The organism is Mesorhizobium sp. P2_A12 (assembly GCF_056405075.1).
Map to the genome: position 1 here is coordinate 413,245 of NZ_JBFUCU010000001.1, position 23,917 is coordinate 437,161.

Here is a 23,917-nt window from a genome sequence, read left to right on the forward strand (position 1 = left end):
CACGCTCAGTTCTTCTTGATTGTCGAGGTCACAGACTGGATGACCTCGGTTGCCATCTTGAACTGCGGGGCGCGGTCGGTGATGCCATGGCGCTTGGCGATCCAGTCGAAATCGCTGTAGGCGGCGTAAACCGCGCCATCAGCAGTCTGGTAGACCAGCACGCGCACCGGCCAGTCGAGACCGGCTTCGGGATTGGATGTGATGAAGGTTGTCCCGAGGGCCGGGTTGCCGAACATCACCAGCCGCGAAGGCCTGACATCGTTGCCGGCATTGTTGCCAAGCTTTGCCTGGTCGATGACGCCGAAGAACTTGATACCCTTCTTGAGGACATCCTTCTTGATGCGGGCGACGGTTTCAGTGACGGAATAATCGCTCTTCACCGTAACGACGCCGTCCGAAGCGGCAGCCGGGACGGTGATCGCCACAATCATGGCGGCGCCGGCAAGCAAGGTTTTGAGGCAAGTGGTCATGTCAGTCTCCTTTGTTGGATGGTCAAATTTCGGGGTGCTAGGTCTTTGGCGTTTGCAGCATGCGCGCGACCACGATCGCACCGGCGAGGACCGCAGCGAGCACGGCCACACATGCGGTCCAGCCGATCCGGTCGTAGATTTGGCCGATGACGAAGCTGCCGGCGAGCCCGCCCGCATAGTAGGAGGCGAGGTAGATGCCGCTTGCGGCGGCTCGGTCGCGCGAGGCGGTCCGGCTGACGTGCCCCGTGGCTAACGCCTGCGCCAGGAAGGTGCCGATGGCGACCAGCGCCATCCCGGCGAGAACGATCGGCAGGCGGGGCGTGAGCAGCAGAAGCAAACCCAGGATCGCCAGCGCAAGCGTAGCGCCGATGCCGATCCGTGGGCCGAGGCCCGCAGCGACACGCCCGGCGAGCGGCGTGGTCAGCATGGAGGGCAGGAAGACGAAATACACCAGCCCCAGTGCCATCGGCGACAGCGATAGCGGCGCAGCGACAAGTTGGAAGTTCACATAGGTGAAGGTGCCGATGAAGACGAAGAGGATCAGGAAGGCGATCACGAAACAAGCGCGCAGTTCGGCATTCTCCAGCGGGCCTTTCCAGGACGCGCGGGCAGGTTGACCGCCCGTATCGGCCCCTATCGTTGCAGAGGTCTTTTGCAGCGTGAACCAGACGAGCGCCGCGCCAGACAGATTGAGGGCCGCGAAGGTCAGGAAGTTGGTGGAGATGCCGAACGTGTCGGCGACGGCGGCCGACATCAGTCGCCCGAAGAAATTGCTGGCGACATTGCCCGTCACGTAGGCGGCGAGCGCGCTGGTCGTCTGCCGCGCGGAAAAATGCTCGGCCAGGTAGGCCATCGTCAGCGTGAACGCGGTCGACATGCAGAGGCCTTGTGCCACCCGCAACAGGGCGAAGACGACGATGCTGTCTGTTTGCGAAAGCAGCGTCGTTGGGATGGCGAGGATGGCCAGGCTGATCCAGATGCCATTGCGGCGATCGATGCCGCGCCCGAACAGAGCGACGGCGATCCCTGCCACCGCCATGCCGAACGTGCTGGCATTGACGGCGAAGCCCATGGTCGCGCGGCTGACGCCGAATTTTATCACCAGCGAAGGCAGGATTGCCTGGGTGGCGAACAGATCGACGAGCGTGAGAAACGCGATCAGTGCAACGAGGCCGAAACGCCAGCTGTCGGCAGCCACTATGCGCAGCCGAGTCGTTTCCGTGTGTTCACTCATCGTCATGACAGGGCTCCGTGGCCACACGTCCCCAGGCGACCGCCCGAGGACGCGTTTTCAGTTGCTGATGCTGGAATCTGTTCGCCGCAGGCGCGGCTCACATCATGTGGTCGTCGGGCATCGCAGGCGGCAGGACGTCGGCGGAATAGAGCACGGCAGGCACCTTGCCGTTGTTCTTCCACCAATGGGCGAGCTGGCCGAACTCGGCGGTCACGTCGCCGGCTGGATGCTCGATCCCCACCTTGCAGGTGCTTCGATATTCGGTGATCGAACCTTCGACGACCAGGATGTTGGCCGGGCGAACATTGTGCTCATGCCACGGCACGACGCCGCCCGGCTGAACGACGAGCTTGCGAAGCCGCAGCATATTACCTTTCCAGGCTTCGCCCTTGCTGCTCAGATCGATCGCCGAGAGAACCGTGTCGACGACGCCAACCGGTTTGCTGGGATGTTCCTGGACATCGGTCGTTGCGGCCTGGCCGGCAGGGCAGTCGCCGGCGAAGGCTGGAGCAGAGGAAAAAGCAGCGGTTGCCGAAAGCAGCCCTATCGCAAGCGCAAGATTGAGTTTCTTGGTAGCCATGTCGTATTTCTCCTTTGTCGGTGCCCAAACGCGGGAGGCGGGGCATGACGAGGAGAGTGACCGGAGCGGCACAGAAAGAGAAATGCTGACTGGCTTTCAATTCGATACCTGAAAACTATCGTCGACCATCGCAACTGCATGTGAAGCACACGCGGCAAACCGCCACGCGTGATCCTTTAATTCTTCGATTTTGCTTCAGGCAGCGGTCTTTTGGATCGCCTGGACGATTGCGCTCTCGGGCCAGCCATGCGCCTTGACGCTGTTCACGAAAGCGGACGCCGCGGGCGAAAACCTGCGCCCCGCAACGACAACCAGCGATACTTCCCGCCAGACCTCAGGGTCGATGACGGGACGGACCTGCAACCCCGGAATCACCGCACTGAATTCCGGGATGAAGCAGATGCCCAGTCCTCCCGACACCATGTTCTGGATCCAGTCCTCGCGCTCGCTGGCGTAGGAAATCCTGAGCTTCACGCCACGATCCGTGCACAGGCCGGCGAGGTGATCGCGATACTCGCAATTGAGCCGCCTGAGATAATTTTCACCATCGAGTTCAGAGATGGCCACGTTGTCATTGCGAGCCAGCCGGTGGCCATTTGGAAAGGCGAGGACAAAGCGCTCGCGATAAAGCGGTGTGACGTCAAAGCGGTCCGGGAAGCTGTCGCTTGACGCCATGATGGCGACGTCGATCTCGCCGGACTCCAGAAGTTGGGAGAGCGATGCCGGGACGCCCTCAACCAGTTGCAGCTGGATGCCCTGCTGCCGCCGGTTGAAGTCTGTCAGCAGGCCAGTGAAGCGACGGGGGCCTATCGTGCACATGACGCCGACCTTCAGGTTGGCGTTTTCCAGACACAGGAACCTCGATGCCTCCTGCCGCACTCCAGTCAGTTCGTCGAGAATCTGCTGAAAACGGGGGCGAAGCAGCACACCCAGGTCGGTCAGGTGGGTCAAGCTTCGTTCGCGGCGAAACAGCAGCCCTCCGACCTCTTCCTCGAGCTGCTGAATGGCGCGGGACAGAGCCGGTTGAGTGACGTTGCACTTTTCACCTGCGCGCGTGAAGTTTCGCGTCTCGCACACGGCCAGGAAGTAGCGGATGTGGTGAATGTCCATGCCGATTTGTCCCCGAATTGCAGACTTGGCTGTCCGTGCTTCGGAGACTGCCGCAAGGCTCGCTTTGGCGCCAATGCACTGCGGCTATAAAGTCGATAGCGGTCCGTCATGGCGCCGTGACAGCGCGCGCTTACGGACAAATTGTGTTGCGCAGCAGCTGACCACCTTCAAACAGGATGGCAGAGCAGATCAATTGGCGCCTCCGAGCGCCAATACATTGGCGCAGAACGCAGCGTGCGGCTTGCTCATGGCGGCGTCATTGCACATCTTCATCATCGTATCCCGATCCTTCCGAGGCGCAGCCAGCCAGGCCTTTTTGAAACCGGCCATCGGCTTCATCGTTTTCATGCCGGCATCGCTATAAAATGACGGCAGCGACGCCAGATCGCTGAAGGCATCGGCCGATGCGGGCCCGGCCAAAAGAGCGACGGCGAACGCACCCAAACAGACATTTCGTATTCTCATGACACGCTCCTCCTTCTGCTGAAGGCTTGCCGGCGGCTGTCGTGGCGCCGGTTCCAAAACGAGATCGCGAGATCCTCGCCTGGCAAACCATGGCGCCGCGCAAGGGATTGCAGCCAATGCAATCTGCCTATGGACTTCATGCCACCTTGGCATTTCGCGAACAGAGGATCATGCGGCAGTGTCTCCATCAAACGCCTTGCCTGGCGTTCTTCGGGAGGAGACCCAAGAGATGCACATCCAGGCCGCAACCGACCAAACCTTTATTGCCGGTGCAGAACTGGTGATTGAAGACCGCCAGCCGATCGACATCACCCTGGCAAGCGACGCACACGGCGCATTTGTCTGGGGCGTGCTCGATCGCTTGCTGGATGAACCTCGCCTCGCCTTCCGCACAATCACCGCATCGGGTTTCGGAGGCATGGAGGCAGCGGTTCTTGCCTACGGACTGGCTCTGGGCGGCCGGCGTGGCGCAAGGACGGCGCTCACCAATTTCTGGCGGCGCGTCAGCCATGCATCGATGTCTGTGGCCACGACAGCCCATCCATTGAGATCGATCCTGGAACAGTCGATCGACATTGTCGAGTTGCACAAGAACAGCTGCCCGCTGAAGCTCAACATCCTGGCTTCAAATGCCCGCACCGATACCGTGACGATTTTTTCCGGCGATCGATTGTCGATCAACGCGATCGTGGCGGGAGCGACAGTCCCGTTCCTCTTCCCCGCCGTGGAAATCGATGGCGATCCGTATTGGGGTGAAGGCGATTTTTCGGCCTTGCCAGCGGTCCAGCCAATCGAGGCTGGGCATTGCCTGATTGTCAGCGGCAAACCCTCGGGGTGTATCACGCCTTGCGCGGCTTACCGCCCCGCCGCACATGCCGTGAACTCTGCATCTGTCCACACCATCTTCGACAGTCATCACAGACCAAGCGCTGCGCTGTTTTCCAGGCCCTGGACCGACTGGGGTGAATTGACCGACATGCGTGACCGCGGACGGCAGCGAGCCGAGGACTGGCTTCTCGCCGACCATCCAACCTTCAGCAAAAGCCCGGTCGTCAACAGCAAAACCCGATACGTCTAGGCGCCTCCCTCCGCCTGGCCGCGCCTGCTTCGCTCCGCTCACGAAAGGCAGGCGCCAAAGCCCTCCGGTTCCCCGCCGGAGGGCTTTTGCTCGTTGTCCTCCCCAACATAGTGACCGCGTATCAAATCCATGCCGAGACAGCATTTCAGCTTCATCGCGCGTTGGTCGACACTGCTTGCAGACAGGCCGCCAGGTCAGTCTTCCCTCGAAACGCAACCAGGAGAAACGACCGTGATCAACACCAAGACCCTCATCGGATCGGCCCTCGCAGCCGCCACCTCGCTTGCTGCAACTGCAGCCTATAGCGGCCCGGCCGCTCAGCCCAGCTTCTCGTTCGAGAAGTGCTATGGCGTCGTCAAGGCCGGCCAGAACGACTGCCAGACAGCGACGCATTCCTGCGCCGGCACCTCGACCGCGGACAACCAGCCGGATTCCTGGCTCTACGTGCCTGCCGGCAGCTGCGCCAAGATCACCGGCGGCAGCGACAAGCCGAAAGCCTGACCGACCCAAACTTAAGCCAACACCCAGGAATGGAGGAAACCGATGTCCCGTGCGTTTCAAGCCCTCGCTATCCCCGCGACCGCGGGCATCGGTCTTCGCTCTCCTCACATCGGAGAAATGCTGACCCGCAGGCCTTCTGCCGGCTGGCTCGAGGTGCATGCCGAGAATTATATGGGTGACGGCGCCGCCGTCGAGGCGCTCGAACGGCTGCGCCAGATATATCCGCTGTCGGTCCACGGGGTTGGCCTGTCGCTGGGCAGCGTAAAAGGGGTGGACCGCGATCACCTGGAAAGGCTGCGCAAGGTCTGCGAGCGGTTCCAGCCCGATCTCGTTTCGGAGCATCTTGCCTGGAGCGTTGCTGACGGAGCCTATCTCAACGACCTGCTGCCGCTTCGCTATGACGATGAGGCGCTGGCGATTGTGGCGCGCAACGTCACGACCCTCCAGGATACGCTGAAGCGGCGTGTGCTGATCGAAAACCTGTCCGCCTATGTCGCGTTCGCCGACTCCTCGATGAATGAAGCTGAATTTCTGGCCGAGCTGGTGGCGCAAACGGGCTGCGGGCTGCTTCTGGACGTCAACAATGTTCAGGTTTCAGCGCACAATCTCCAATACGATGCCAAGACCTTCATCGACGCATTGCCCGCCGATGCCATCGGTGAAATCCACCTTGCTGGTCACGCGACCAATCAGGTCGGCGGCGACACCGTGCTCATCGACGATCACGGCTCTCGTGTGCCGCCAGTTGTGTGGGCGCTCTATCACCATGCCATCAGCCGCCTTGGGCCACGCCCTACACTGATCGAATGGGATACCGATGTCCCGGTTCTCGACGTGTTGCTCGGTGAAGCCATGTGGGCTGACATGCTCTCCGCTTCGATCATGTTCAACCGCAAGCAGACCGCGAGGCAGACCGCCCCGGCTATGGCCCCGCCGGCGCCTACGCTGGCGGCTTTTGAAAGCACTCAGACCAGCATGCCTGTGCTTGCGGCATTTGCCGCTGCCAGAGCCAAACCGGCCATGCACGTGGCTTTGCCGACAATCGAGGGAGGATATCATGCTGCCGCTTGAACATCTGCAGACCATCGTGGCGCGCTCGGTGCTGGCCATGGAGCCAATGATCGACGCAAAAATGCTGACCGCCGGCAAGGCCGACCCAATGGCTCGCCTGCGCATCTACCAGAACAATACACGCAGTTCGTTGACTGCCGTTCTGATGGCGGTCTTCCCCGTTACGGCCCGCCTCGTCGACGAACGTTTCTTCCGCTTTATGGCGAGCGAGTTCATTCGACGGCATCCGCCGGCGGAGTCACGCCTGGCGCGTTATGGCGCGGGCTTCCCTCGCTTCCTGAAGACCATCGACACGCTGTCCGACATGCCGATCGTCGCCGAGACGGCGCGGCTCGAATGGGCAATTGCCGAAGCGCTCGATACCGCTTCACTGCCGGCCCGCAGTCTCGCAGAATACGACAGCGCCGACCTTGGGCTGTCGCCGGATATCCTGCTCCAGCCCTCACTGCGACTGATCGTCTCCCACTGGTCGATCCTGTCGGTATGGATGGAGCATCAAAAGGAGACGGGGGTCGATGAAAAAATCACCTGGACAAGGCGCCCCGAACGGGTGGCGCTGTGGCGATCTGGGAACTACGTGCGGCTTTTTCTGCTCGACCGCGCGAGCTTCGCCTTCTGGCATTCGCTGAAGCACGGCTTCGGCCTTGAGCATGCCACTGGCCGCGCCTTGGCACTCGACCCCGCCTTCGACCTTGTTTCAGCGCTTGTGCGTCTGTTCCGCGACAGGCTCGTAACCGACGTGCACGTCCCGGTGCATCCCCTTTCAAACTGAAGGAGACAATCATGACCGCGATACCAGAATATTCCACGCCTCGCCCTGCCGGCCTTGTTGGTCTTTACCGACGAGTGATCAAGTTGCCGGAGCGTATCCCATTTTCGCTGGTGCAGCTCGCGGCTCGCGTGGCGATTGCGCACGTCTTCTGGCAGTCCGCACAATCGAAGCTGGCGTCCTGGCCGGTGACGCTGCAGCTGTTCGCAAGCGAATACAATCTACCACTCATCGATCCGTCGATCGCGGCGCCGCTGGCGACAACGGCAGAGATCACCGGCGCGGTGCTGCTTTTCCTGGGGCTGTTCTCGCGTCTCGGCGCGCTGATGCTGCTCGGTGTCGTTTCGGTTATCCAGATCTTCGTTTTCCCGGAGAACTGGGCCGAGCATTTGCTGTGGGCCTCGCTGCTGCTTCTCTTGCTGACCCGTGGCGCCGGCGTCTTCTCGTTTGACTACGTTGCCGACCGTATCACCAGCCAGAGTAAGTGAGGAAACCGCAAGCCATTACGATGCGAGCGCCGGTCTTTGATGCAGTCGCATTTCCCTTACAACAGCCCACTGCCAGCGCGTTCCAAGACGATGTCGTTGCTGTCGGGGGGAACGGAGGCCTCGCGCGTCCTGGACGCCATCTCACTGCGGCCTTGCACAAGATCGCCCTCTCCGCGATTCATCCCGCCTTGCATGCGCTCCTGGGGTGCGCAATGCTAACAGGATGGTCGGAAGGAAGTCGATGTTGAAGCGCCTCGTAGCAACCTGTGTGATAGGGTTGTCGGCGTGTCCCGCGTTAGCCCAACATCAAATGAACCGGGAAGAGACCATCGCGCAAGTCGCGGCAGACATAGCGTTTATCGAAGAGACGCTGCCGTCATATAGGATTTCCAACGGCGAAATCGCTCCGGAGGTTCTGCGAGAGAACCTTCGGAGGGCCATTACGAGGGCGATTGCGCTTCGCGATCGACTTGCTTCCAATCCCTACGTTCGCGTTTCGGGGCTTACGATAGGATACCCCGCCGGCTTGACCATCCAATTGTCGTTCCCCGATCAAACTCCCTGATTTCGCAGCCGCAAAAGCCTTGTTTGGCCGGTGTTTTCGCAAAGCGGAAGGCGATTTTGGTTGGACCCCATACAGTGCCGCTTCTTTGATAACGCAATTGAGACCTGAGCAAGCCGCATATTCGATTGGCCAACCACGGATCAGATGAGTGAAAGAAGGACCATGACGATCCCCAGCGCAGCCACGTTCCATACGAGGGAGCGTAAGAGAAAAACCCCTGCTGCGTATAATGCGAGATAGGCGATACGAGCCCAAAAATAGAGCTGAACACCCCACTCGGTCATCCAGCTGTGCGTGGCTGTCAGATGTGCGATCAGAACAGCTGCAGCGAACAGAGGAAACGTCTCGACGAAATTCTGCAGCGCTCGGGCCAGTCGGCCCGCAAGCCCGGTCAATTCTGGCACGGCCTCGTCCCGTGAGCCCGCCGTCCAAGCATAACCACGTTGCAGGCTTGCAGCATGCGATGCGAGGATAATTTGTATTAACCCCAGCCCTATGGTGAACGCGAGCAACTTGAGCTCAAGTGTCATTTCGGTCCTTCACATGCCTGATACCGGGCCGGCGGCGACGGCTATCATATCGTCCTCGTAACTCAAGGAACAGACGCGGCCAATGCGTCGCACGCAATGGTAGGACGTGAGTTCGGCACGGCTGTGAGAGACCGCCTCGCCATCAGTCATGCTTTGGCGGCACCAGGGCTTTGCGCAAACGCGGGGCTACAAAATCAAGAAAGAATCGCATCTTGAGTGGCAAAAGTCCCTGACCTGCATGGACGAGACTGACCGCCATGGGTGCCGGTTCGAACTCTTCAAGAACGGCCACCAGCTTTCCCTGTTCCATCGCCTTTGCCGCTTGATAAGAGAGGACCCTGGTGACGCCTACACCTGCAATGGCAGCGTCGATCGCGGCTTCCGCGGTATTCACTGACAAGCGTGACCGGATCGCTACGGTCTGCTCAGCACTTGAGCTTGGCGTGGCAAAACGCCAGGATGTGGCGGACGCCACCACATCAAACGTGACGCAAGAGAGTCCGGAGAGATCGGCCGGCGCCCTCGGCAGGTCGTGGTCGGCAAAATAGGTCGGACTGCCGCAAACCACACTGCGCACGGATCCAACCCGCGTCGCCACCATGCTGCTATCTGGCAAAGGGCCAATCCGCACAGCCATGTCGACATGATCGTCGACGAGATTCACATTGCGGTCTGACAACACCAACCGCACATTGATGTCCGGAAAGTGCGCCAAGAAATCATTTATCGTCGGCAACACATGCAGCCGCCCGAATACAACGGGTGCCGTAATAATCAGATCGCCCTTTGGCACGTTGTATTCGCCCGATGCAGTTCGCTCTGCTTCGCCCACCAGCTCCAGGATTCGCCTGGAGGCTGCGACATAGGCGGCTCCGCTCTCGGTGAGGATAAGTCGGCGTGTCGATCGAACGAGCAGGCGGGTGTGGAGATAGGCCTCCAATTCCGCCACCTTGCGACTGACAGTTGGAAGCGGTGTTCCGAGTTTCCGCCCTGCTGCTGAGAGACTGCCGGTTTCGACGGCGGCGATCAGAATTGACATGGCTTCGAGGCGGTCCACGCGCAAGCCCTTCCATATATTGAGAGGTCACATCTCCTAGATATCCAATACTCTCGCCCTTTGGAAGATAATAGGTAGCTGCCTGTCGCACCGACATCATCGAACAGGAGAGCTATAAAATGTCCCGCATTGCCATCCCGACCCGTGAGGCAGCCCCAACCGCCTCGCAACCCATTCTAGACGCCGTAAACAAGCAGCTTGGCGTCGTTCCCGGCCTTTTTCGCCTCGTATCCATAAGCCCTGCCGCTCTGGCGGGCATGACCAGCCTGTCCGGCGCGCTCACCAAAGCACTGGACGTGAAAACGCGCGAGCGCATTGCATTGGCCGTTGCCCAGGTGAACGGCTGCGACTACTGCCTGTCCGCTCATACCTATCTCGGTCTTAATCTGGCAAAGATCAGCCCCGAGGAGATCGCGCTCAACCGCAAGGGCAGGTCGAGCGATCCCAAGGCTGACGCGGCGGTGCGTTTCGCGGCCAGGGTGGCGGAGACCCGCGGCAAGGTAACGGACGCCGAGATTGCCGCCGTGAAATCGGCGGGTTTTACCGAGGCTCAAGTTATCGAGATTGTCGCCATCGTAGCCGAGAACTTCCTGACCAATCTCATCAACAATGTTGCCCGCACCGATATCGACTTTCCCGTCGTTCTCGCCGCCGAAGCTGCCTGACCGACCCCGCTCCACATTACGCCCGGTCCGCCGCCGAAGGTGGGCCGGGCGATTTCGGTTCTGGTCTCGTGCAGGCTCCGCAGCGGCGGTAACGATGCCGTGAGGCTGTAACGGTCGGTTCCCATGGGGCGAATAAGAGGCCGTCTCCCTAGCCCGCCATGGCGCGCTTTTTTCGGATAGTGCCGAACCTCAGGCACACCGCCCAAAGAAAGGTATACCGGGAATGCATCTCAGTGGACTCATCACGAGAACTAGACTCTTCTCGTCCACCACAGCCGGATGGGCGCCGTTGCCGATAAGGTTGATCGTGGGCTTTGGCTTCCTTGCCCATGGCTATGCCAAACTCAGCAGAGGGCCGGGAAGCTTTGGCGTCGTGCTTCAGACACTCGGAGTCCCTGAGCCTCAATTGCTAGCATGGTTGACAACGGTGGTTGAACTTGTCGGCGGCGGTGCTGTCCTGGCGGGCGCATTCATTCCAATCGTTAGCGTGCCGATGGCGATCGTGCTTTTGACTGCGTTGTTCACGGTCCATTCCCAGTATGGATTCTTCTCGGTGAAGTTTGCCGAGGTGACGGCCGAGGGGATCCGGTTCGGGCCTGTCGGCTACGAAATCATCCTGCTTTACCTCGCCGGCCTTGCAACGCTTGCAGTAGGCGGTCCTGGCCGTTTGTCGCTTGAGACGGTCTTGTCTCGACCCAAGGGAATCGAGCGCTCGAAATGACCACCCTTGCCCAACCCCAGCACGATCTTTCGGCAATTGAGATCGACGCCTTCGAAGACAGGATCTACGCCTACAACCGGGAAGCTGTGGGGAGTGATGACGCTCAGGGCCTTGGCTTTGTGATCCGCGACGCGGTTGGACGCATCATCGGTGTTGCAACAGGATTTTCCTGGGCAGGCACTTCCGAACTCAAACAGATGTGGATCGACGAGGCGCATAGGGGACGTGGCTATGCGCGAGCGTTGTTGAACGCCTTCGCGGCCGAGGCCGAAGCTCGAGGCGTTCGGCGGATTTGGGTGCAGAGCCATGATTTCCAAGCGCCAGGAATGTATGAAAAATCCGGCTTCGTGCGCGTAGCTGAGTTTGCGGATTGGCCCGAGGGACACTCCAACGTCATTCTCTGCAAAATACTTGAAGAGCCGACTCCAACCCAATGACCACCATCCGAATTGCGCAAGACCCTGACGCGGAAACACTATCCGATATCGAACAGTCGGCGGGTGAAGCTTACCGTGGGATCGAGGAGCTTGCCTGGATTGCCGACGACGACAACCAGACCGTCGAGCGCCACCGTGAACTCATCGCCAAGGGCACGTGCTGGGTAGCAGTGGAGCTCGAGGACCGGCCGGTCGCATTCCTGAGCGCGGAGATCCAGAATGACACATTGCACATCTGGGAACTTGCCGTGCGCCTTGATCGACAACGTTTGGGTATCGGACGCGCCTTGCTAGAAAAGGCCATTGCGGATGCGAGGCGTCGCCGCCTTGTCGCCCTTACCCTGACGACGTTCCGGGACGTGATCTGGAACGCGCCATTTTACCAGAGGCTGGGCTTTCGGGTGATGGATGATGCGCAGGCCGGAGAGCGGCTTCGACAGGTGCTACGCCGAGAGGTCGAACACGGAATGCCGGCAAGCCGACGTTGCGCCATGCTCCTTATGTTCACTGAAGTTTGAGCTTACTGGCAACTCAAACTGGGCTCTACGCGGCAGAGCCGGATGTTTCGAGATTTCTGGATCTTCTGCGCCGGATCGCCTCGGCGATGAACAGGCGAGATAGGGCGTGGTAAAGCGGCTCGTTCGAAATCAATCGCGCTGTCCCATAGCCCAGCATCGATGCGCACATCAGCGCAATGACATTGTCGTGGTTGCCGGTCATTTCGAGGATGATGACGAAGGCCGTCATCGGAGCCTGGACAACGCCGGCAAAATAGCCAGCCATGCCAAGCAGCGCAGCTGTGCCGGTGGCGGCGCCGAGCAGTAGGCCAAGCGTGCTGCCAAGGCCGGCTCCTACGGCTAGAGATGGCGCGAAGATGCCGCCCGGAATGCCCGAAACCATCGAGAGCAAGCCAGCCACGAATTTCTCAGCAAAGAAAAACGCCGGCAGCGGCGTGCCTTCGATGGCTCCCCGCGCCTGCGCATAGCCGGTGCCGAAGGTGAGGCCATTCGAGGCGATCCCGATGGCGGCCACCGCCAGCCCGCAAATGCTTGCCACAACCATTGTGCGCCAGAGCGGCTGCAACGCGTTCCAGCGCCGGATGCGACGCGTCGCTTTGAGCGCCAGCAGCGAAAACAGCGCGCCGACGGCCCCGCCAACGATGCCGCAGGCAAGCACCAACGGCCAGTCGCTGGCAAAGGCCACTGTTTCTTTGGCGACTCCGAAGTAAGTGTAGTTTCCGACCAGGCTCAACGAGGCGAGTCCGGCGAGGATCACCGCCGTTAACACCAGCCCATTGGTGCGGGATTCATAGGCGCGGCCCATCTCCTCGATGGCGAAGACAATGCCGGCAAGCGGTGTGTTGAAGGCAGCCGCTATGCCTGCCGCCGACCCTGCCAAGATCAGCCCGCGCGCCTGCGCCATGCCGCCCCAGCGTGCGACCTGCAGCATCAGGGAGGCGCCGACCTGCACTGTCGGTCCCTCGCGGCCTATCGAGGCCCCGCAGGCAAGACCGACTACGGTGAGCGCGATCTTGCCCACCACCAGCCGCAACGACAGGATGTGGCCGCGGTCGTCGTCATCGCGCAGATGGCGCGCGGCGATCGCCTGCGGAATGCCGCTGCCCTGCGAGCCTGGAAAGAAGGAATGCGCAAGCCAGGCACAGAGAACGAAGCCGAGCGGCGTCAGCACCAGTGGCAGATAAAAACGCCAGCCGCTACCGCTGTCGATGACGGTGTGGAATAGCGCCTGCGCCTGGTCGGCAAGCATCGCGAACAGCACGCTGATCAGTCCGATCGAAATGGCGCCTGCCCAGAAGACAATGCGCGGCTGCCAGACGCGTCGCGAAACCCACATCGCCTGCGAGCGCCGCAGCATCGGATGTCGTCGCGATAAGCGTGCCATGTTGGGTCCCTTCGTAATAGACCCGGCCTAACACACCCACCGAGCCGATCAACCTTGCGAAGCAACAGCTATGGCTGGCGAGGATCAGCAACCACGGCAGTGACATGGTCTCGATGGCGCAGGATCGATCGGACATCCCGCCGGCGCGCGTGCCGGCGGGGTGGAAGCATTGACCGAGCGCGATGACGCCTCACATCGCCATTTTTTCACACTCGGCCTGGGCCTTCTTGGTCGACGTATCGACCATGTAGGTTTTTCCCTTGGCGTCGGTCATCATCATCATGCAATGCTTGATCGGCTTGGCCATTTTCATCATTTCGGCGCTCATCTTGGCGTCCGGCATCATGGTGCCCATATGCCCATCGGGCATGACGGCTGTCACTTGCCCGCCCTTCATCATGGACATCGTGCCCATTGTGTCTTCGGCGAATGCCTGCGAGGCGCAAAGAGCGGCAATGCTGACGGCGACAAAGATTTTGAACGAATGCATTCGGAATACTCCCATTTTTTGAGGGGCACAGTTGCCCCATTCTGGGCTTCGCTGGAAATTGCGCTCAGTTACATCGACACGAAGATGTGATCGTATGTTGCCTGTTTGACTGGCACGGTTCGGTAGCGACGTTGCAACGAGCCTCGATCCGCCCCAGCGTTCGAGATGGGCACCGCTCGCACTGGTGCCACGCTTGGCGTCGCCGGGCTCTACCCATTCACGACCCTCAAGCACATTTGCCTCAGTCGTTGCCGTTCGCCGCTCGCTTTCGTTGCGCAGCACTGGCGCGACGGGCGTGTTGGCGCGCTCAAGATAGGGCTGCGCCACGGTCTCTATTGCTTTGGCTGCTGCTGGGCTTAAGCATCTCTGCTGTGCCGGCAAACGCTTTCGAAGGCAATCCATTCGCATCGCGCTGGATTTTTAGTAGGCTGTCGCGCGGTAAGGCGGCAAGGTTGAGGTCCGGCGTGACGGTAGTCGACGATCGTCTTCTCGAAAGCAGGATGACCAAGGTGGAGCAGGCGCGAGCCTGGAGCCCTCGCGTCATCTCGAAATTCGAGATGCTGATCAGGAGCGCCGAGGACCACGCACTCTATCGCGTTAATCCGCTAACTTTTGCTCGCGACCGCGCAATCGCCGAGTCTGAAGCAATCGACCTCTTCCTTCATGCCACCCGCTGTGGCTTGTTCGACATGAGCTGGGATGTGCTCTGTCCCCAGTCCGGGATGGTGCTCGAAAGTTTCGGCGCCCTGCGCACGCTGAAGACCCACTACGTCTGTGGCCTGTGCGACGTATCAGGCGACACCGACCTCGATGACTTCATCGAGGTCACCTTCTCGGTATCGCCGAAGTTACGGCGCCTGCCGTACCACGATCCCGAGACACTCCCTGTCGAGGATTTTCACTGGAAGCTCCACTTCGGACATGACGGGCGGCTACCGGGGCAAGACGTTCGCTTTCTTGACGTTCTGCGGGGCTTCGTTCGGAGCATGACGTTTCTGCCTCCCGGCACCACCACAGTGCTGCGCGCCGACCTAGGACCGGGCGCCCTTTCGGGCGTCAACGTGCAGACGCAGGCCGCATTCGCTGTGCCAATATCAGGCGATCCGGTGTTGGCGCCGACACTTCTGAAGGTCGGTTATGACGGCAAACGCTTCTTGCCAGCGTTGCCCGCTGTGCCACCTGGACCGATTGTTATTGAGGTAGCGAACAGGAGCCCAGTGCGAGGTTCGTTGCTTGTCATCAACTGGCCGCCCGAGCTTGTCGCGCTGACTACCAAGCCGGCCCTCGATTTTGACCCTTATGTTTCCGGCGGAGCGCTGCTTGCGCGGCAAACCTTCCGGCAGCTCTTCCGATCCGAACGTGTCGACGAGAAGGAGGGGCTCGGTATCCGGCAGATCACCTTCCTGTTCACGGATCTCAAGGGTTCGACCGCCATGTATGAGCGCCTGGGTGACCTCAACGCCTATGCTTTGGTCCGCGAGCATTTCGCTCTGGTCAACGCGGCGGTTCAGCAACATTCCGGAGCGGTGGTCAAGACGATTGGGGATGCGGTGATGGCTGTATTCTCGCAGCCGTCGGATGCGATTTCGGCTGCACTCCACGTCTTTGAAGAAATCGATCGCTTCAACGGCGACCATGACGGGCCAGGGATCATCCTCAAGATCGGTGCCCACTGTGGACCGTCGATCGCCGTGACGCTCAACGACAACCTCGACTATTTCGGCCAGACTGTGAATGTCGCCGCGCGCGTGCAGGCCTTGGCAGAAGCCGGACAGGTCTGCATTTCCGAGGCGCTCTATTCCGCGCCCGGGGTTAGCGAAATGCTTGCCGGCCATCGTGTCGTGGCTTTTGACGCGCCTCTTCGAGGTGTGGAGGGTGATGCAACTGTCTATCGCATTATGCGGGGATAGACACGATTGCTTGCCAACTCCCAAGGAACTGCTCGACCAACTTTGAATAGATTCAAATCGCCTGCCCCAACCTTCGTATCAAGCACGCATCATTTCGCACTGCTCTGCGAACGACCGCCTGCATCGGCAAATGTCCGATGATTGGCGCAAGGCTGGCTGTGGCCTGTATTAGCGATGTCGGCTTTGGGTGCAGGGACGGACCGTAGGAATGTCTGCTATAGGGCGCTTTAGCCGCCATTCGGATAGTTCACTCGACCGAAAATCCACGGTCGAAATGCGGGGATTAATGTAGCACGACAACAGCAGCTTAAGCTCTCAGCCGCCGAATACGCATCCGCTGCTCGGCGATAGCCGTTATTCCGAGCTGGATCAGCCTCCTGCACCTCGACACGGAAAGAGCCTGGGCATCCGTGTTGGCGACGATGAATTCAACCCCGGACAAGCCGACGTCGATCCTGTTGTTGATGGCGTTGCCGCCACGGAGCGCTTCCCGCGACGCGTTTGACGCAGAAGCGGGAAGTCTCCGTCTCATGCCTGATCCGTCCGGACTTACGCCTTGGCGGCGTTGATTGCAGCCTCGAATACATCGCGCGCAGAGGTCGTACCCGCTACGTGCTCCGTACCCGCGACGCCGAGGTCCATCCATCCTGCATTCACGGCCTCATACGTTTGTTCGGCAGGTCCCGTGTGGCCCTTCGGGATGCCGAATTGCTCGAACGCTCCCGCCCATCCTGCACGCGGGACTGCAAAGGCTTTCACGTCGAGATTCAGGACTTCACCCAATTGCTCTGCGACTTCATCCGCGGTGACCATCGAGCCAAGCTCGACGACGCGCTGCCCTGGCCACGCTGGCCCGGTTAATAGGGTTGCGTTCTCCGCGCCGATGTCGTTCGTCGCGACCATGGTCGATTTCCGGTTTGTCGGATTGTAGTAAACCGGTAGCGTTCCGCCCTGCGCGACCTGCAAGCCGTAGAGGAAGTTTTCAAAGAATCCACCTGCGCGCACAAATGCGATTGGCGATATCAGATCGCGAAAACCTTGCTCCAGAAGCGACAAGGCCGTGATCATCCCGAGCCCACTGGTTCTGTTCGCACCCATCGACGAAAGCGCAACCACTCGCGGCGGCGCGGCCTTGGTGAGCGCCTCGACATAGTTTGCAATCACGCCCTTTGCTTCTTTGTAATTGGGCGAGGGCGCCCAGACAGCCGGCAACATGACGAACGCGCCTTCGACGCCTTTGAGTGCTCGCTCGATGGCTGCCGAATCATTCCAATCGCCGTCTACCAGTTCCACGCCCTGGTTCGCCCAGTTAGCCGCCTTCTCGCGATTGCGCACCAGCGCGCGTACCTCCTTGCCGTGCGCCAACAGATGTTCTGCCGTTGCGCCGCCAACTTTTCCCGTGATTCCCATTACTAAAAACATGTGTTTTCTCCCGATGTTGAGGGACAGAACACTGCCCCGGTTGGTTCAATGGATGAGTGGTAGAATGGCCCGGATTCGGGGATCGCGCGCGTAAAGGCCGCCCCATGTCATCGCGCCCAGAAGCAGGGAAATGATTTCCGGCGGCGACCCCAACTCACCAATGCGGACATGGGCGCAGATGGCGCCTCCCAAAAAGCCCGTCACCAGGATCGCGCCGAGGACGGCGGTGGCCGGGATGGCGTAAAGGATGGCGCAGGCGAGTATGATCGGACCCACGACACGGGTCAGGTCCATCGCGAACCCAGTTTCCTGCAACGTGCTCGCGATCTGTGCCGGCGCGAAAAGCTGAATAGTGCCGTCTGCCACCAGAGCGATAACGACAAACGCGCTCATTATCCGGCCGGCCCACAGGGCGCGATGCAAGGTCATGGTTTCAGGTATCTGATGCAGGTTCATAGTCTCGGACACTTGTCATTCTCCGATGGGGGATCCCATATTCGAAGCTTACTGTGCTTCTTAGGTGTGATAAACACCGGGAAAACGAACCAACTGTTCTCTTTCTTGAAAACAATACTGAGGCACGAAAATGCAGAATCTCGAACCCATCCTCGTTTTCATAACGGTAGCGGAAATGGGGAGCTTCACCCGCGCGGCCGATAGCCTGGGCATCCAAAAGGGGAGGGCCTCAACGGCGGTCCGCAAGCTGGAAGAAGATGTCGGTGTCAGGCTCCTGCACCGAACGACGCGCAGCGTCCAGTTGACGGAGGACGGACGCGCATTTCATGCCCGTGCCCGCGATCTGCTTGCTGAAGTCGATGACCTACACTCGATGTTCGCAGGCGATCGCGTGGCGCTTCGCGGGCGTTTACGGGTCGATCTTCCGACCGAGGTGGCGCGCACAACGATCGTGCCGGCCTTGCCGGATTTCATGGCGACTTATCCCGAGTTGGAGTTGGAGGTGTCGAGTACGGATCGGCAAGTCGATCTGGTTCAAGAGGGGTTCGACTGTGTATTGCGGCTTGGACCCATACGGGACGAGACGCTGATTGCCCGTCCACTGGGCCTGTTGCGAATGGTCAACGCTGCCAGTCCCGCCTATCTGGCGCGCTATGGCGTCCCTCGATCGCTAGAAGATCTCCAGCGCCAGGGACATCGGACAATTCATTTTTCGACGATGCTGGGCGCAAGACCCTATGGATGGGAATATCCGGACGGCGACAGCTACGCGACGCTTCAGTTGCCAGGTGCGCTACACGTCAACAGCGCACAGACCTACGACGCCGCTGCCCTCGCCGGCCTTGGCCTGATTCAGGCGCCACTCTTGGGGATTGGCCAATACTTAGAGAGCGGAGCTCTTGTGGAGATCATCCCCGATTTTCGTCGCCAGGCGATCGCCGTGTCCCTCGTCGTAGCACATCGGAGCAATCTGTCGCGCCGAGTCCGCGCATTCATGAAATGGATCGAAGATGTGCTGACGCCCTATCTGGAATAGCGAGGACAAACTCTTCGTCCGGCCTCGAAATCAACATTCTGAGTTATGTCTGCCGGTCGGCGGCATGGCGGTCTAACAGAATGCGACACTGAAAAATCCTGGACTTCGAAACGCCGGCCGATAGGCTACAGAAGGTGTTGCAATGACCTATTGAACCCACCGGCGCAAAGCGGACATTCTATCAGGCGGCAGCTTGGCGGGTTTCGTTCTCGTTCTGGGTGGCCTGTCCCAGGAAATGCGCAAGCGCTGACTTCCTGGAATCCCGGTCGAGCGCATAGGAGGTGTGGCTGAAGGCGACGCCGTCCAGCAGGCCCTGAATGTAGCCAGCGATGCTGTCAGCCGCCATGATGAGCGCCGTGTCCACAGTGTGGATGTAACGGCTCGTCACCGACCCTCGTGAGTGACCGACCAAGGCGGCGATAGTCGCCTCGGTGAACCCAAGGTCATTGGCGATGCTAGCGAAGCTGTGCCGCAGAACATGGGGTGTGATGCCGACCAGGTCGGTCTCCTCGAGTAGCTTCGTCCAGTGCCTGGGGAAGCTCCCGAATGGCGTGTCATCCTCCCAGCCGGGAAAGACATAGTCTTCAGCACCCTGTTCCTCGTCGCGGCGACCCTCGAGGTATTCCAGGACCGGCAGACCGATCGGGCGCACTGACGCTCCTTCCTTGCTGTCGGTCAGGCGCAGACAACTGCCCTCGATATCGACCTCGCCGTAACGCAGGCAGATGACCTCGCTGCGTCTGCAACCCGTCAGGGCGATCACCCGGATCATTTCTGCGGTGGTCTCGTATTGCCCGTCGTCGACCGCCTTTCGCAAAATATCACCGAGGGTGCGATACTCCTGCTCGCTGAGGCGGCGGGCGTTCATCCTGTCCTTCGGCTTGCGAACGCCATGCACGGGGTTTTGCTCGATGATGCCGAGTTCGACCGCATAGCTGAGAATGCCGCCGAAGAGCCCTATCGTTCGGGCTGCCGTACCGGCTCCGCCGCGCACGATTGCGCGGCCACGCAATTTGTCCGTCTTCACGTTCGCGCGTGTCTTGCCCGCCATGATGTCCTTCATGGCCTGGGTAATGTCGGACTTAGCCAAGTCCCTTACCCGTCGACTACCGAGCAGCGGAACGATGTGGCGCTCGACGCGCCCGACGTCGGTGGAGATTGTCGTGGATTTTTTGGGCCGCCCCCTTTTCCCGAGTACGAGCCCATTCTTGAGATCTTCGAGGTAGCGGGTGCAGAGTTCTTTGACCGTGATCGCCTCGCGATCGAGTTTGCGCTCCTCGGCGGGGTTGCCGCCCCTTGCGACCTGGCCCAGCAGGACTTTCGCCTCGCGCCTGGCTTCCTCAGGTGTCCACACGCCGTGCAGGCCGATGGTGTAGCGACGCGAGCGACCGGCTGTGCGGTACTGCACGACATAGCTGCGCTTGCCCGATTTGAAGACGCGCAACCCAAACCCCGGAAGGTCGTCGTCCCATAGGACATAGTCCGAGGATTTGATTTTGGAGGCATCGACGGTTCGTTTGGTCAGCTTCGCCATGCTAGGGTGTCTCCTTGACAGAATCCCCGCGTAAGCAAAGCGTAAGCACGGCAGGGAGGGGGTTGAGCCGTCCCGTCGTACCGTCGGCGCTGGACGATTTCAAATTTGTTTTGTGATTTCAGTGGCATAGCGCGTATTCGGATAGAATCGGATAGGTTCGGCGAAAGCCACTATCCATTCTCCGAAGGCAGAGGTCACAGGTTCGAATCCTGTCGGGTGCGCCAATAAATACGCCAATAAATAATAGAACCAAGGGTTAGCCGAAGCTCCTGAAAAATCGACGGATTGCCACTCACCAAATACTCACCAAGAGATGAAAACGCGTCCGCCTCAGTTCCGCCGAGATATTCTCGCATTTTCGCCATGCTCGATTATATCTTGCCTCGGCAGTGGACAAAAAAGGGCGGTGATACACATGACATATCGTCGAACTGAACCCTGTTCGAGGAACAGGGTTGTTCCTTAACGAATTTCGTGCATTGACGGCAGACTCCCGACGCAGATAGCGTGCGGCCCTAATCACCCAGGGGGATTTCTATGCAAAACCAGCTTCGAATGGACACCGTCGACTTCCCATCCTTGACGTTGGATGCCGCAATTCAGCTTGACCGGCTTCAGAAGCATAAGGATGCCGACCTGGGCATCATATCCTCTTTTGGCAAATATCTTGAATCGCCATCAGGTCACGTGCCTGCTGCTGGCCTATTTGCGTTAAGTGAAAATCCCGTCAACGTCGAAATTCTCAGCTCTGCGTTATACAGTGTTGAAGACGCGCCTCCGGTCAATATGGGTGAGCTTGAAGAGAGAGTGAAGACACTCGTTCATAACGTGAATGATGTTGGCGCAGGCAAGACCACCGACGATGGTATTGTCACCGGGCTGAAACGCTTCTGCCTATCCCTTCATCGCGTGCTCTTGAATGAGCTGACACCAGCAGCCGATGACGAGTGGATGCCGGTGCACGATGCCCGGTTCGCTTGATGTTGACTTCGTAAAACAAAAGCTGCTTTCGGTAATAGAGCAAGTTAAGCAGCTTCAGTTATCGGAGTTTCCTTACGAAGAGCCCAAAGCAGCTCTCGTACTCTTAATAGGTCTTTATAAATCTGATCTAGCCCGCTTGGCTGGCATGGACGAGACGACTGACGTTCAAATCAGGCAGCAAGCATGTGCTCATGCCAATGCCCGCATTGCCCGTTATTACACGGTTCTTGGATTTATCCTTCGCTCGACGAACGTAAGGAATGCATTCGAGATTTACGATCCCCTTTTGCAACTATGCAGGACGGTCAACGGCAAAGACGCGAAATTGATTGTCAGTTCAGAATGGGATTTTTCTCCATTCACCTATCCTGCCGTAACTGATGATCTTCCAAATCTCATGTTTATCGGACTTCCTTCAACAGAGGCGAGCAATTCTCTAATAATTCCGCTTGCGGGGCACGAGATTGGACACTCCATATGGCGGAAGAAGCAAGATAGAAGCGCAGCCCTTGCGAACCTAGATAAAACACTTCAAAAATCCTTGGTGGAAGCATACGTCGCCAACTGGAAGGACTTTCAGAAGACATTTAATATTACTAATGCATCACAAGATCTTTTAACCGACTTGTTCCTAAGGAACATCTGGACGCAGTCTTATAAATTAGCGACGCGTCAGATAGAAGAGATTTTTTGTGACATAATTGGTCTACGTATATTCGGTGAAGGATTTCTATATTCTTTTCTATATCTAATCGCACCAAACATCGGAGATCGCGCTCCACACTATCCGGCACTTGTATCGAGAGTTGGGGTTCTTTTAGAGGCGTGCAAGATTTTTGCCATCGATCCGCCTGCTGATTTTCTGACGTATTTCTTCGATCCACCCAAACGAATACCGAGCGGAGATGAGTTTGTACTTAAGATGGCCGATTTGTCCTCCCAGGCCATGACTGCTGAATTGATTGAATCGGTGAAGGTTCTCATCGAGGCAAGCGCATTGCCGGTGCCCAGCAAGGGTGAGCGAGATCGTATCGTAAAGCAGTTTTGCGCGCTTTCGCCCGCGTCATCGACCAAGACGCTTGGTGATATTGTGAATGCCGGCTGGAAAGTACGGCTAGATTGGCCTTTGTGGTCAAAGTTCAATTTCAACGACCAGGCCCGTCTCGATATACTCAATGATCTTGTATTTAAGACGATGGAGGTAATGGAATTCGAGACGAAAACAAAAGGTGTCGCAAATGCTTAGCAGCACAGGACTGACGGCACGGCTAAATCTTGCTGCGAATGCTGATCCGGGGATGCTCTCGATCGTTCCGCCTCCCAACCTTAAGCGTCTATCAGACACAGGCGCTGCATCACTCGATTTACGCCTAGGACGATGGTTCCGGACTATGCGCCACGCTCGAACAGAGCTGTTGAAAGTAAGCAAGCCTGAGGATGAGCCTGTTCCGACGAAGGAACATTTCGTTCGATTTGGCGAGCGATTTATCATCCATCCGCGAAATTTTGTGTTGGGCATTACATTAGAGTGGTTGCGTCTACCGTCTGACTTGGCTGGCTACGTTACTGGCAAATCGTCTCTCGGGAGGCGCGGCTTGATTATCGAGACAGCATCGGGAATTCAGCCAGGTTTCGCTGGTTGTCTTGCCCTAGAGTTGAGCAATGTCGGAGAGGTGCCCATCGCCCTCATGCCTGGAATGGAAATCTGCCAAATATTTCTGCATGACGTTGGACCGGACCCGAAATTTGCGACAAGTCAATTCACGGGCCGACGCAAACCTGTCCTCGGGTCTGTACGCGCAGATGAAGTTCTAAATAAGCTTAGTGCCATCTAGCGATGGGCCTGTTCCACCACATGATTTGAGCGGTGAAGCAATATCAACGCTATCCACCGTTCCACCGCGTTCCATCGCTTTTTTCACGTGTGCGGATCATGCCTCCGTTTCCGGTTCGGCAGCGCCACCACCTTGCCATTCGATACCCGTCATTTACCGGTGAATGTCATTGGCGATCGCCGCAGCGATCAGAACGCTGGCCAGCTCGTGGATGCCGCCAGTGCCTCCATTGCTCGATCGCCCAGAATCGAGGTCGTCAGTGGTGGGAAGAGGTGGCGGGCGATTTCCTCGTCGTCGTAGCCGACGACGGAAATGTCCTGCGGGATGTGCAGGCCGGCTTCCTTCAGCGCTTCGTAGCAGCCGATCGCGGTGCGGTCGTTCTGGCAGAAGATGGCGGTCTGCCGGTCCCTCAGCGCCAACAGCTTGACGGTCGCGGCATAGCCTGCGCTGGCCGACCAGTCGCCCTCGACCACCAGTTCCGGATTGAACGGAATGTCGGCGGTGGCGAGCGCCCGGCGGTAGCCCTTCAGCCGGTCTTGCGCGGCCTGCATCCACGGCGCGTGAGGTGGCGACAGTTCCTCGCATCGACCGTCTCAGGGGGTCGGCCCAC

Annotated in this window: 27 protein-coding genes and 1 pseudogene; 15 read left to right on the top strand and 13 right to left on the bottom strand. The window is 59.0% G+C overall.

The window, feature by feature from the left end; all coding sequences use genetic code 11:
• Positions 1-5: 5 nt before the first annotated feature.
• The 5 genes from AC1DZU_RS01995 to AC1DZU_RS02015 all read right to left on the bottom strand — a co-directional run bounded on the left by AC1DZU_RS01995 (position 6) and on the right by AC1DZU_RS02015 (position 3,916).
• On the bottom strand, positions 6-470 hold the full coding sequence (locus AC1DZU_RS01995) for a DUF302 domain-containing protein (RefSeq protein WP_477281248.1): 465 nt from the start codon (positions 468-470) through the stop codon (positions 6-8).
• Positions 471-507: 37 nt separating this feature from the next.
• Complete coding sequence (locus AC1DZU_RS02000) at positions 508-1,710, bottom strand: MFS transporter (protein WP_477281250.1); 1,203 nt, start codon at positions 1,708-1,710, stop codon at positions 508-510.
• Between the two features lie 91 nt (positions 1,711-1,801).
• Positions 1,802-2,284 (bottom strand): cupin domain-containing protein, encoded by a 483-nt coding sequence (locus AC1DZU_RS02005; RefSeq protein ID WP_477281252.1) that lies wholly within the window; start codon positions 2,282-2,284, stop codon positions 1,802-1,804.
• A gap of 195 nt (positions 2,285-2,479) precedes the next feature.
• On the bottom strand, positions 2,480-3,394 hold the full coding sequence (locus AC1DZU_RS02010) for a LysR family transcriptional regulator (protein ID WP_095775296.1): 915 nt from the start codon (positions 3,392-3,394) through the stop codon (positions 2,480-2,482).
• Positions 3,395-3,583: 189 nt separating this feature from the next.
• Positions 3,584-3,916, bottom strand: a complete 333-nt coding sequence (locus AC1DZU_RS02015) for a hypothetical protein (protein ID WP_477281255.1) — start codon at positions 3,914-3,916, stop codon at positions 3,584-3,586.
• A 172-nt stretch (positions 3,917-4,088) separates the two neighbouring features.
• Between AC1DZU_RS02015 and AC1DZU_RS02020 the strand changes: the two genes are divergently transcribed.
• From AC1DZU_RS02020 to AC1DZU_RS02040, 5 genes are all read left to right on the top strand, one after another.
• Complete coding sequence (locus AC1DZU_RS02020; RefSeq protein WP_477281257.1) at positions 4,089-4,937, top strand: patatin-like phospholipase family protein; 849 nt, start codon at positions 4,089-4,091, stop codon at positions 4,935-4,937.
• A 231-nt stretch (positions 4,938-5,168) separates the two neighbouring features.
• Complete coding sequence (locus AC1DZU_RS02025; protein ID WP_056594632.1) at positions 5,169-5,438, top strand: BufA1 family periplasmic bufferin-type metallophore; 270 nt, start codon at positions 5,169-5,171, stop codon at positions 5,436-5,438.
• 42 nt (positions 5,439-5,480) lie between these two features.
• Positions 5,481-6,509, top strand: a complete 1,029-nt coding sequence (gene bufB, locus AC1DZU_RS02030) for an MNIO family bufferin maturase (protein WP_477281259.1) — start codon at positions 5,481-5,483, stop codon at positions 6,507-6,509.
• A gap of 16 nt (positions 6,510-6,525) precedes the next feature.
• Positions 6,526-7,281 carry an HvfC/BufC family peptide modification chaperone gene (locus AC1DZU_RS02035; RefSeq protein ID WP_477281261.1) on the top strand — a complete coding sequence of 252 codons (756 nt, stop codon included), beginning with the start codon at positions 6,526-6,528 and terminating at the stop codon, positions 7,279-7,281.
• Positions 7,282-7,292: 11 nt separating this feature from the next.
• Positions 7,293-7,766: a DoxX family protein gene (locus AC1DZU_RS02040; RefSeq protein ID WP_477281263.1), complete on the top strand. Its 474-nt coding sequence runs from the start codon at positions 7,293-7,295 to the stop codon at positions 7,764-7,766.
• 705 nt (positions 7,767-8,471) lie between these two features.
• On the opposite strand, the gene AC1DZU_RS02045 is transcribed toward AC1DZU_RS02040, so the two are convergent.
• Positions 8,472-8,861, bottom strand: coding sequence for an MAPEG family protein (locus tag AC1DZU_RS02045; RefSeq protein WP_477281265.1), 390 nt, complete (start codon positions 8,859-8,861; stop codon positions 8,472-8,474).
• A gap of 142 nt (positions 8,862-9,003) precedes the next feature.
• Positions 9,004-9,918, bottom strand: a complete 915-nt coding sequence (locus AC1DZU_RS02050; protein WP_477281267.1) for a LysR family transcriptional regulator — start codon at positions 9,916-9,918, stop codon at positions 9,004-9,006.
• Between the two features lie 119 nt (positions 9,919-10,037).
• On the opposite strand from AC1DZU_RS02050, the gene AC1DZU_RS02055 reads away from it, so the two are divergent.
• The 4 genes from AC1DZU_RS02055 (at position 10,038) to AC1DZU_RS02070 (ending at position 12,259) form a co-directional block, all read left to right on the top strand.
• Positions 10,038-10,583: a carboxymuconolactone decarboxylase family protein gene (locus AC1DZU_RS02055; protein ID WP_477281269.1), complete on the top strand. Its 546-nt coding sequence runs from the start codon at positions 10,038-10,040 to the stop codon at positions 10,581-10,583.
• A gap of 289 nt (positions 10,584-10,872) precedes the next feature.
• A complete protein-coding gene (locus AC1DZU_RS02060) occupies positions 10,873-11,304 on the top strand; it encodes a DoxX family protein (protein ID WP_477281271.1) in 432 nt (143 codons plus the stop codon).
• The gene (locus AC1DZU_RS02065; RefSeq protein WP_477281273.1) at positions 11,301-11,741 is read left to right on the top strand and encodes a GNAT family N-acetyltransferase; all 441 of its coding nucleotides are present in this window, start codon (positions 11,301-11,303) and stop codon (positions 11,739-11,741) included. The genes AC1DZU_RS02060 and AC1DZU_RS02065 overlap by 4 nt, the downstream gene beginning before the upstream one ends.
• The gene (locus tag AC1DZU_RS02070) at positions 11,738-12,259 is read left to right on the top strand and encodes a GNAT family N-acetyltransferase (protein WP_477281275.1); all 522 of its coding nucleotides are present in this window, start codon (positions 11,738-11,740) and stop codon (positions 12,257-12,259) included. Before AC1DZU_RS02065 ends, AC1DZU_RS02070 begins: the two co-directional genes overlap by 4 nt.
• Before the next feature lie 25 nt (positions 12,260-12,284).
• Here AC1DZU_RS02070 and AC1DZU_RS02075 read toward each other — a convergent pair whose 3' ends face one another.
• The gene (locus AC1DZU_RS02075) at positions 12,285-13,643 is read right to left on the bottom strand and encodes a chloride channel protein (protein ID WP_477281277.1); all 1,359 of its coding nucleotides are present in this window, start codon (positions 13,641-13,643) and stop codon (positions 12,285-12,287) included.
• Positions 13,644-13,833: 190 nt separating this feature from the next.
• Positions 13,834-14,367: a hypothetical protein gene (locus tag AC1DZU_RS02080; RefSeq protein WP_477282241.1), complete on the bottom strand. Its 534-nt coding sequence runs from the start codon at positions 14,365-14,367 to the stop codon at positions 13,834-13,836.
• Between AC1DZU_RS02080 and AC1DZU_RS02085 the strand changes: the two genes are divergently transcribed.
• Together AC1DZU_RS02085 and AC1DZU_RS02090 are read left to right on the top strand one after the other, a co-directional pair.
• Positions 14,299-14,493, top strand: coding sequence for a copper chaperone (locus tag AC1DZU_RS02085; RefSeq protein WP_477281279.1), 195 nt, complete (start codon positions 14,299-14,301; stop codon positions 14,491-14,493). The two genes, AC1DZU_RS02080 and AC1DZU_RS02085, sit on opposite strands and share 69 nt — an antisense overlap.
• Positions 14,494-14,597: 104 nt before the next feature.
• The gene (locus tag AC1DZU_RS02090; RefSeq protein ID WP_477281281.1) at positions 14,598-16,043 is read left to right on the top strand and encodes a DUF5939 domain-containing protein; all 1,446 of its coding nucleotides are present in this window, start codon (positions 14,598-14,600) and stop codon (positions 16,041-16,043) included.
• A 549-nt stretch (positions 16,044-16,592) separates the two neighbouring features.
• Here AC1DZU_RS02090 and AC1DZU_RS02095 read toward each other — a convergent pair.
• Both AC1DZU_RS02095 and AC1DZU_RS02100 read right to left on the bottom strand, forming a co-directional pair.
• Positions 16,593-17,465, bottom strand: coding sequence for an NmrA family NAD(P)-binding protein (locus AC1DZU_RS02095; protein WP_477281283.1), 873 nt, complete (start codon positions 17,463-17,465; stop codon positions 16,593-16,595).
• Between the two features lie 45 nt (positions 17,466-17,510).
• Positions 17,511-17,933, bottom strand: a complete 423-nt coding sequence (locus AC1DZU_RS02100) for a DoxX family protein (protein WP_477281285.1) — start codon at positions 17,931-17,933, stop codon at positions 17,511-17,513.
• Between the two features lie 118 nt (positions 17,934-18,051).
• Here AC1DZU_RS02100 and AC1DZU_RS02105 point away from each other — a divergent pair, with 118 nt between their 5' ends.
• Entirely contained in the window at positions 18,052-18,957 is a 906-nt protein-coding gene (locus tag AC1DZU_RS02105; RefSeq protein WP_477281287.1) for a LysR family transcriptional regulator, read from the top strand.
• A gap of 181 nt (positions 18,958-19,138) precedes the next feature.
• On the opposite strand, the gene AC1DZU_RS02110 is transcribed toward AC1DZU_RS02105, so the two are convergent.
• The gene (locus AC1DZU_RS02110; protein ID WP_477281289.1) at positions 19,139-20,491 is read right to left on the bottom strand and encodes a tyrosine-type recombinase/integrase; all 1,353 of its coding nucleotides are present in this window, start codon (positions 20,489-20,491) and stop codon (positions 19,139-19,141) included.
• 537 nt (positions 20,492-21,028) lie between these two features.
• Between AC1DZU_RS02110 and AC1DZU_RS02115 the strand changes: the two genes are divergently transcribed.
• The 3 genes from AC1DZU_RS02115 to dcd are packed head-to-tail and all read left to right on the top strand — an operon-like array spanning position 21,029 to position 23,307.
• Positions 21,029-21,472: a hypothetical protein gene (locus AC1DZU_RS02115; RefSeq protein ID WP_477281291.1), complete on the top strand. Its 444-nt coding sequence runs from the start codon at positions 21,029-21,031 to the stop codon at positions 21,470-21,472.
• The gene (locus tag AC1DZU_RS02120; RefSeq protein WP_477281293.1) at positions 21,456-22,718 is read left to right on the top strand and encodes a hypothetical protein; all 1,263 of its coding nucleotides are present in this window, start codon (positions 21,456-21,458) and stop codon (positions 22,716-22,718) included. The genes AC1DZU_RS02115 and AC1DZU_RS02120 overlap by 17 nt, the downstream gene beginning before the upstream one ends.
• Before the next feature lie 52 nt (positions 22,719-22,770).
• Positions 22,771-23,307: a dCTP deaminase gene (gene dcd / locus AC1DZU_RS02125; RefSeq protein ID WP_477282202.1), complete on the top strand. Its 537-nt coding sequence runs from the start codon at positions 22,771-22,773 to the stop codon at positions 23,305-23,307.
• A 227-nt stretch (positions 23,308-23,534) separates the two neighbouring features.
• Here the strand turns inward: dcd and AC1DZU_RS02130 are convergent.
• A pseudogene (locus AC1DZU_RS02130) lies at positions 23,535-23,864 on the bottom strand (substrate-binding domain-containing protein); the annotation flags it as partial.
• Between the last annotated feature and the right edge of the window lie 53 nt (positions 23,865-23,917).